The sequence below is a fragment of the Rhodococcus sp. BS-15 genome, from assembly GCF_000813105.1.
Classification (GTDB): Bacteria; Actinomycetota; Actinomycetes; order Mycobacteriales; family Mycobacteriaceae; genus Rhodococcoides.
Genome location: NZ_BAOX01000237.1, coordinates 1 through 7722, shown reverse-complemented (window position 1 = coordinate 7722; position 7722 = coordinate 1). Strand labels below are relative to the sequence as shown.

The window sequence follows — 7722 nt, the reverse complement described above, 5'->3', positions numbered from 1 at the left end:
ACGCCGGCTGCCTTCGCGCGGCTGGCGATGAGCTCGCCGACCTTCGCGCTGACGGCCTTCTTGTCGCCCTCGAGGCGCGCACATCGGCTTCGATGCTCGACGCGCTGGCCAGCGTGTGGCCGGCGAGATCGTCGATCAACTGCACGTGGATGTGACGCGAGGACCGGTTGACGACCAAGCGGGGACGCTCGGGCGTACCGGAGATCTTCTTGCGAAGGCGGAAGTGACGACGTGCCTTCGACAGGCGACGCTTCGTCGAGACGTCGGTGCCACGCGGAGTGCGCTTGACGACGTTCGCCTTGTCTGCTGTTTGCTGGCTCATATCACTTACCCGTCTTTCCGACCTTGCGGCGGATCACTTCACCCTCGTAGCGGATGCCCTTGCCCTTGTACGGGTCCGGACGCCGCAGACGACGAATGTTGGCAGAGATCTGACCGACCTTCTGCTTGTCGATGCCGACAACGGTGAATCGCGTGGGCGACTCGACCGTGAACGTGATGCCCTCGGGTGCTTCGATCAGCACGGGATGGCTGTAACCGAGTGCGAACTCGAGGTCCTTGCCCTTGAGTACGACGCGGTAACCGACGCCGTGAATCTCCATCTTGTTGGTGTAACCGTTGGTGACACCGGTGATGAGGTTCGCGACGAGAGTGCGCGAGAGTCCGTGCAGTGCACGGCTCTTGCGCTCGTCATCGGGCCGCGTGACGGCGATGGTGCCGTCGTCGGCGCGAGCGATCTGGATGGGCTCGGCGACCGTCAGGCTCAGGGCACCCTTGGGGCCCTTGACCGCAACGTTCTGGCCGTCGATGGTGATATCGACTCCAGCGGGGACTGGTACCGGCAATTTTCCAATACGTGACATGGTGGTGGCCTCCCCTACCAGACGTAGGCGAGGACTTCTCCGCCCACACCCTGCTTGGCCGCCTGACGCTCCGTGAGCAGACCTGTGGACGTGGAGATGATCGCCACGCCCAGGCCGCCGAGAACCTTGGGCAGATTGGTGGATTTTGCGTATACCCGGAGACCGGGCTTGGAGACGCGTCGCACGCCGGCGAGGCTGCGCTCACGGCTCGGGCCGTACTTCAGATCGACGATGAGGGTCTTGCCCACCTCGGCGTCTTCCGTGCGGTAATCGGAGATGTAGCCCTCGCGCTTGAGGATCTCGGCGATGTTCGCCTTGAGCTTCGAGTGGGGAAGCTTCACCTCGTCGTGGTACGCCGAATTGGCGTTGCGCAGACGGGTCAAGAAGTCTGCAATTGGATCGGTCATCGTCATGGTGTGACCTGTGCACCTTTCTCGCAGCGGTTCCCATGCAGCACGCGCGAGCTGGTGCCCCTGGATTCTCGAAAACCCGGCGGGCCTGGCTCGTCACATCGTGGGCCTACAACGAAGTGAACATGTCCTGACCGACTGTTGCCGGTCAGGGGTTGCGCTCCAAGCAATGCATCGCTGCACTGCCAGGTGTTTCGAGCTTCCGCATTTCGATGCTGACGTACGGAGAACTCGAGGTTGCGTTCTGTATTGCAAGGACTCGCGTGCAGGCACGACGAAGCCCGGGCAACCGCTCTAGTGTAGGCATCGCACCCCCGAAGACCAAATCGCCTTACCATTGTGCGACGGCTCGGGTCCAGTCGGACACCCCGGCGTCCAGTTCTTCGCTAACGTCGGACCATGACGGACTCGAAGGCAGTCGACATCGACCACCTCACCCACACTCTGCGCGACCGCAACATCGCCGGGGTGACGATCGGGTGGGTCGACAACAACGGCATTGTCCGATCGCGCACCGTACCGACCGCAGAATTGACCGCAGTCGCACGTCGCGGAGTAGGGGTCACCGCGGTGTTCGCGGTTTTCGATTCGCACGACGGGATCACCTTCGCCCACGATGGATTGTCGACGCCGTCGGGCGATGTGCGGTTGATTCCGGTGATCGACAGCGCGTCGAGCGTGGTCGCGCTCTCCGACCAACCAGGGCTTGCCTGGATACATGGCAGGCAGCTCTCGGCGGACGGCTCGCCCTGGCCCTACGATCAACGCGCGGTTCTCGAGCGCCAGGTGCAACTGGCTGCCGATGCCGGCTTCGAGGTGCGGGCCGGATTCGAGATCGAGTTCGCCCTGACCCGTGAATCGGACGGCATGTCCGCTCATCGCGGACCTGCGTACTCCGCCAACGCACTACGCGATGTCGACGACTTCGTCGTATCGCTGCTGCACGCCCTGTCTGCGAACGGTGTGAGCATCGGTCAGATTCATGCCGAGTACGGCAGTTCCCAGCTCGAGATCGCGCTCGCTCCACTCGATCCACTTGCTGCGGCCGATGCGCAAGTTCTCGCGCGGCAAACCATCCACGCGGCGGCGAAAGCTCACGGCCTGCGGGCAAGCTTCGCTCCCCTGCCCTCGTCGAGCAATGCGGGGAACGGATGGCACCTGCACACGTCGCTGGTTCGCGACGGCCGGAACGCTCTGACCGGAGACGGTGACCATGGATTGTCCGATACCGGGCAGTCGTACATCGCAGGCCTGGTTCGAGAGCTGCCGGGAGTCACCGCCGTTACTGCACCGAGTTCGGGATCCTTGCTCCGACGTCGACCCGGCTACTGGGCCGGTGCCTTCGGTTTCTGGGGCGTCGAGAACCGGGAGGCTGCAGTACGGCTCGTACCCGCTACCCCTCTACTCGGTCCGAATCACACCAACGTCGAATTGAAGGCGTGCGACGCTTCCGCCAATCCGTACCTGGCGCTTGCCGTCACGATCGCGGCCGGCCTGTCGGGAGTGGCGGATGACGCGCAGTTGTCGCCACCGGTTCAGGAGGATGTGGGCGGCTGGGACGATGCCCGTCGCGACGCCGCCGGTATCTCCCCACTCGCGACGACGCATGCGCAACAACGTGAGAACCTACTGTCGTCCACGCTGGTCGCAGACGTGTTGGGCGTGGAGCTTCTGGGCGCATTCGTAGCCTGCCGGGACGCCGACGCCGCGTGGGCGGAGAGCCACACCGAGGACGAACTGCTGGAATCGCTGCGCTGGATCTACTGACATGCTGCGACAATTCCCCGGCGTAGGCGCAATCGTCTCGGCCCTCGACAGCGCTCTGCCACAACCGGATCAGCTCTGCGGACCGTTCTCGGCATCGATAGCGCTGACCGCCGTCGTCGGCGACACACCGGACGTCACTGCGCTCGCGATCGCATCGGGATCCGCGATCTGGCCGGGCGAGATCGACTCGGCCCGCCCTCCCGGAACGCCGAGGCTCACCGACGGGTGGGATTCCCTTCCGAGGGCCGCATCGATCGACACGGCCGGGACCACAGCGGCAGGTCTTGCGACGGGTATCGAGACGGCGACCGAAGGACGCGTCGCAGTGGTTCCGATCATGGGGCCCGGTGCCGAGGGTCTGCGCCTGCTACTCGCCCGCCTTGCCGACGTACAGTTCCGATTCGGCCTGCTGGCGAACGTCCACACCGCGGAACTGACCGAATTCGATTGGAGCGTAGGCCATTTCGTGACCATCCTGGGAATGGACACTGTCGAGGACGTGGTCGGGATCGCCGATACCTATCGAGAGCTCGGAGTCTCGGGTATGCCACCCGGATGTCGAACCGTTCCCATCGACGCTCTCGCGTCGTCGATGTCCGAGCGTGGCCTTCTTCTGTTTGTCGACAACGACGGCCGTCGTGCTGCGCTGGATCTGACTCGGTCACTCGATCTACGAAACGACGTGTGGTCGGTATGAGATGGGAGAGGTGAGCAAACGCGAAATGGGCGTGGGTTCCTTTCGGAACCCACGCCCATCAGCGTGGTGTGGTGAAGCCCGGAGGCCTCAGATCACCAGGAGCTCTTGCGAACTCCGGGAAGCTCTCCGGCGTGTGCCATCTCGCGCACGCAGATACGGCAGAGGCCGAACTTGCGGAACACGGAATGGGGACGGCCGCAGCGGTTGCAGCGAGTGTATGCACGCACCGCGAACTTCGGCTTCTTGTTGGCCTTGTTGACCAATGCCTTCTTCGCCATGGACTCAGTTCTCCTTGAACGGGAAGCCGAGGTGCTTGAGCAGCGCGCGGCCTTCTTCGTTGTTGGTTGCGGTGGTTACTACGGTGATGTCCATGCCGCGCGGACGGTCGATCTTGTCCACGTCGATCTCGTGGAACATCGACTGCTCGTTGAGGCCGAACGTGTAGTTTCCGTTGCCGTCGAACTGCGTGCCCGAGAGGCCGCGGAAGTCCCTGATTCGGGGAAGGGCAATGGAGACCAGACGGTCGAGGAACTCCCACATGCGGTCGCCACGGAGGGTGACGCGTGCGCCGATGGGCATTCCTTCGCGCAGCTTGAACTGTGCGATGGACTTGCGTGCCTTGCGGATCTCCGGCTTCTGGCCGGTGATGGCAGCGAGGTCGGCAACTGCACCGTTGATCAGCTTGGCGTCACGGGCGGCGTCGCCGACACCCATGTTGACGACGACCTTGACGATGCCGGGGATCTGCATGACGTTCTCGTATGCAAATTCGGTGTTCAGGGCGTCTTTGATCTCGGCGCGGTAGCGCGCCTTGAGGCGGGGCTGTTCGCCCGCGATGTTTTCGGTGGTAGTCATCTCAGATGTCCTTCCCGTTCTTCCGGGAAACACGAACGCGCTTGCCGGTTTCTTCGTCGGTCCGGTAGCCCACGCGAGTGGGGTTGCCGTCCGAGTCGACCACTGCGACGTTCGATACGTGGATCGGGGCTTCCTGGGTGACGATGCCACCCGAGGATGCTCCGCGCTGGTTGGCGGAGACCGCGGTGTGCTTCTTGATGCGGTTCACACCCTCGACGAGAACCTTGGAGTCAGCGGGGTAGGCCTGAATGACCTTGCCCTTGGCACCCTTGTCCTTGCCTGCGATCACGAGAACGGTGTCGCCCTTGTGCACCTTCATTTACAGCACCTCCGGGGCGAGCGAGACGATCTTCATGAACTTCTTCTCACGCAGCTCACGGCCGACCGGGCCGAAGATACGAGTTCCACGGGGATCGTTGTCCGGCTTGATCAGCACCGCAGCGTTCTCGTCGAAACGGATGTACGAGCCATCCGGACGGCGACGCTCCTTGATGGTGCGGACGATGACGGCCTTGACGACCTCACCCTTCTTGATGTTTCCACCGGGAATGGCGTCCTTCACCGTAGCTACGATGATGTCGCCGATTCCGGCGTAGCGACGTGACGAACCACCGAGAACGCGGATGCAAAGGATTTCCTTCGCGCCCGTGTTATCAGCGACGCGTACTCGCGACTCCTGCTGAATCACTAACTTCTCCTTGACCTGGATGTACGTACGTGCCGGATTTCCGTCCCGACACGCGCGGTCGGCTGCTGGGTGCGGGCACACGAAGGGACACCGCTGCCACAGGCAACCGGTCAAGTGTAGGGGAACCGACCCCCGGGATCCAAATCGCTTTCGCTCCAGCACCGGCCGTCGCCTGCGAACTCGGAACTCTCGGTACGGTTTCGGGGATGGGACATCTTGGGATCAGCGAGGCGCGGCGATGACGTCGACGGATGACGACGGCGGATGGTGGTCGAGTCTGCCACTGGATCGCGTCGTCCGACTGCACGGTGCCACCGAGCGCGAACTCGCCGAGTCCGTGAATCCTCTGCCGTCGGATTCGCCCTCGATCGTGTTCTTCGCGGTCGATCCCACGACGGCGAGTCGTGCCGTCGATCTCGTCGATGCGGTGGTCGCGGAGTTAGAGAACGCGGCAGTCGACTCGATTCCGCTGTTGCTCACCGAACTCGATCACCACGAAGGCTCGTCGACGTTGGATCGGCGCGCTGCACGCGTCGCGGCTGTGCGGCTCGCCGGCGACACCGCACACTTCGGCCCGTACGTCGGGTCACTCGCAGACGCCGCGGTCGCGGGCCGGTTGCCGCGTCGAACCGCATTCACCGTCGAGACCCGAGCCGCAGGGTCGGCCCGAGTCCTTGCCTCGGCTCAGCATCGAAGCACTGCTGCCCTCGTGTTGGTCGTGCCCGCCGGAATGGATGCCGGAGTCGTCGCAGCGGCGGCGGAATGGTTGTGCGCCCACGCCGAGGCCGCCGTGTGGGTGACTGGCGACGGGGCCTCGAACATGGACCGATTCCCGTCGGTCTCGGTACGTGCGCCGGAAGTACCCGATGGTGTCAGCACTGTCCTCGACCGATTCCGACCGCTGAGCTATCCCCCGATCGCGGGTCACCCTCACCCGGCAAGCGAACCCGAGAAGCGCCTGTGTCGCGCGCTGGACGCCCACGACTGGGCCACCGGGCGTGAGCACAACCGCTCGATCCGACTCGGCGAGCTCAGCCGTCCGTTCACTGTCGACGTACTGTGGCGCACCGAGAAGGTCGTGGTGGAGATAGACGGCAACGAGCATCGGGCCGTCGACCGGTTCGCCGAGGACCGCGTCCGTGACAACCAGCTGCAGACACACGGCTACATGGTGTTGCGCTTCACCAACGCTCAGGTGATCGACGATCCGCAACGTGCGGTCGCTACCATCCGCGAGGCAGTATCGAGAAGACGATCGAAGGGGGATCCTCGATGAGTACCGAAGACCTGAACGGGACCGAAATAGCAGTGCTGCTCGTCCTGATGGCCGAAGCGAGTCCGGTCAAGAACTCCGAGCTCAAGACGATGGGCCCCGAACTCAAGAAGACACCCCGCGACAAACTGGAGAAGTCCGGTCTTATCGACGTGAACCGGAACGTCACTCCGATGACACTCGAACTCACCGACAAGGGGTGGCGGATCTGCGGCGAACTCATCGGTGGGGAACCACCGGCTCGATCGACCGGTGCCGGTAAGGCCATGTTCACCGTGTTGGCGGGGTTGCGTCGGTGGCTCGATCGCACCGACAGCCGCCCGGCGGATGTGTTCTCGCCGCGAACAGATGAGCCTGCGCCCGTCGAGAAGACCGAGACGACGGTCGACATCGAAGGCTCGATTCGCGCGGCCTATGCCCGGCTCGCGCGCGAACCCGGCAGCACCGTTCGGCTCTCCAGGCTGCGAAACGAGTTGCGCGACATACCTCGAAGCGATCTCGATGACGCCCTTGCGCGTCTGCGTCGCGCGGCAGACGTCTCGTTGATACCCGAGGAAAATCAGAAGACGCTGACCGATGAGGAACGCGCCGCGGCCGTCGTCGTCGGAAATCAGCAGAACCACCTTCTCTCGATCGAACCATGATGGGCGTTGAGTCGACGATGACGGACAACGAGCAGATCCGAGCTCTCGAATCGGTGCGGTTGAGCTGGGCACCGACCCCCGACGACGTGTGGCGTTCGCAGTCGAACGTGCACGTGCCGGGAATGCACGAACGTGTGTTCCTCGAGGTGATGAATGCCTACGACGACGCGGACGCCTCCGATGACGCCAGTCCGCTGGGGGTCGTCGTGCGCGGCCCGGCCGGTTCGGGCAAGACGCATCTGCTCGGCCAGGTACGAGAAGAAGTGCAGCTCAAGGGCGGCTACTTCTTTCTGATCAGGTTGCTCGACGCTGCCGGATTCTGGCGCTCGACGCTGATGGGGATGCTCGACGACCTGATGCGTCCGTCGGGACGCGGATCGGACAGCCAGCTCGGGCTGTTGCTCCGACGCCTGTGCGAGATCGGCGAGATCCCCGAGGATCAGCGTGCAAAGATCATGGGCGAGAACATGATCGACTCGGACACGTTGAACGATTTCGTCACTGCGGTGTACAAGGTTCACCCCC

10 protein-coding genes and 2 pseudogenes are annotated in these 7722 nt (G+C 63.6%); 5 read left to right on the top strand and 7 right to left on the bottom strand.

Features of this window, described 5'->3' with window-relative positions; genetic code table 11:
• From RHBS_RS20985 to rpsH, 3 genes and pseudogenes are all read right to left on the bottom strand, one after another.
• Window positions 1-322, bottom strand: a pseudogene (locus RHBS_RS20985) (50S ribosomal protein L18); the annotation flags it as partial.
• 1 nt (window position 323) lies between these two features.
• Window positions 324-863 (bottom strand): 50S ribosomal protein L6, encoded by a 540-nt coding sequence (rplF, locus tag RHBS_RS20980; RefSeq protein ID WP_032397535.1) that lies wholly within the window; start codon window positions 861-863, stop codon window positions 324-326.
• 14 nt (window positions 864-877) lie between these two features.
• A complete protein-coding gene (rpsH, locus tag RHBS_RS20975; protein ID WP_008718266.1) occupies window positions 878-1276 on the bottom strand; it encodes a 30S ribosomal protein S8 in 399 nt (132 codons plus the stop codon).
• A 396-nt stretch (window positions 1277-1672) separates the two neighbouring features.
• On the opposite strand from rpsH, the gene RHBS_RS20970 reads away from it, so the two are divergent.
• Window positions 1673-3040: a glutamine synthetase family protein gene (locus tag RHBS_RS20970; RefSeq protein WP_121870434.1), complete on the top strand. Its 1368-nt coding sequence runs from the start codon at window positions 1673-1675 to the stop codon at window positions 3038-3040.
• 1 nt (window position 3041) lies between these two features.
• Window positions 3042-3737 (top strand): hypothetical protein, encoded by a 696-nt coding sequence (locus tag RHBS_RS20965; RefSeq protein ID WP_121870435.1) that lies wholly within the window; start codon window positions 3042-3044, stop codon window positions 3735-3737.
• A 92-nt stretch (window positions 3738-3829) separates the two neighbouring features.
• Here RHBS_RS20965 and RHBS_RS20960 read toward each other — a convergent pair whose 3' ends face one another.
• The 4 genes from RHBS_RS20960 to rplN are packed head-to-tail and all read right to left on the bottom strand — an operon-like array spanning window position 3830 to window position 5280.
• Window positions 3830-4015: a type Z 30S ribosomal protein S14 gene (locus tag RHBS_RS20960; RefSeq protein WP_008718273.1), complete on the bottom strand. Its 186-nt coding sequence runs from the start codon at window positions 4013-4015 to the stop codon at window positions 3830-3832.
• A gap of 4 nt (window positions 4016-4019) precedes the next feature.
• Window positions 4020-4592, bottom strand: a complete 573-nt coding sequence (gene rplE, locus RHBS_RS20955) for a 50S ribosomal protein L5 (protein WP_008718275.1) — start codon at window positions 4590-4592, stop codon at window positions 4020-4022.
• Window position 4593: 1 nt separating this feature from the next.
• The gene (rplX, locus tag RHBS_RS20950) at window positions 4594-4911 is read right to left on the bottom strand and encodes a 50S ribosomal protein L24 (RefSeq protein ID WP_032397537.1); all 318 of its coding nucleotides are present in this window, start codon (window positions 4909-4911) and stop codon (window positions 4594-4596) included.
• On the bottom strand, window positions 4912-5280 hold the full coding sequence (gene rplN / locus RHBS_RS20945) for a 50S ribosomal protein L14 (protein ID WP_032397538.1): 369 nt from the start codon (window positions 5278-5280) through the stop codon (window positions 4912-4914).
• A 238-nt stretch (window positions 5281-5518) separates the two neighbouring features.
• On the opposite strand from rplN, the gene RHBS_RS20940 reads away from it, so the two are divergent.
• From RHBS_RS20940 to RHBS_RS20930, 3 genes and pseudogenes are all read left to right on the top strand, one after another.
• Entirely contained in the window at window positions 5519-6556 is a 1038-nt protein-coding gene (locus RHBS_RS20940; protein ID WP_121870436.1) for an endonuclease domain-containing protein, read from the top strand.
• On the top strand, window positions 6553-7197 hold the full coding sequence (locus RHBS_RS20935) for a hypothetical protein (RefSeq protein WP_121870437.1): 645 nt from the start codon (window positions 6553-6555) through the stop codon (window positions 7195-7197). The genes RHBS_RS20940 and RHBS_RS20935 overlap by 4 nt, the downstream gene beginning before the upstream one ends.
• 17 nt (window positions 7198-7214) lie before the next feature.
• Window positions 7215-7722, top strand: a pseudogene (locus tag RHBS_RS20930) (ATP-binding protein); the annotation flags it as partial.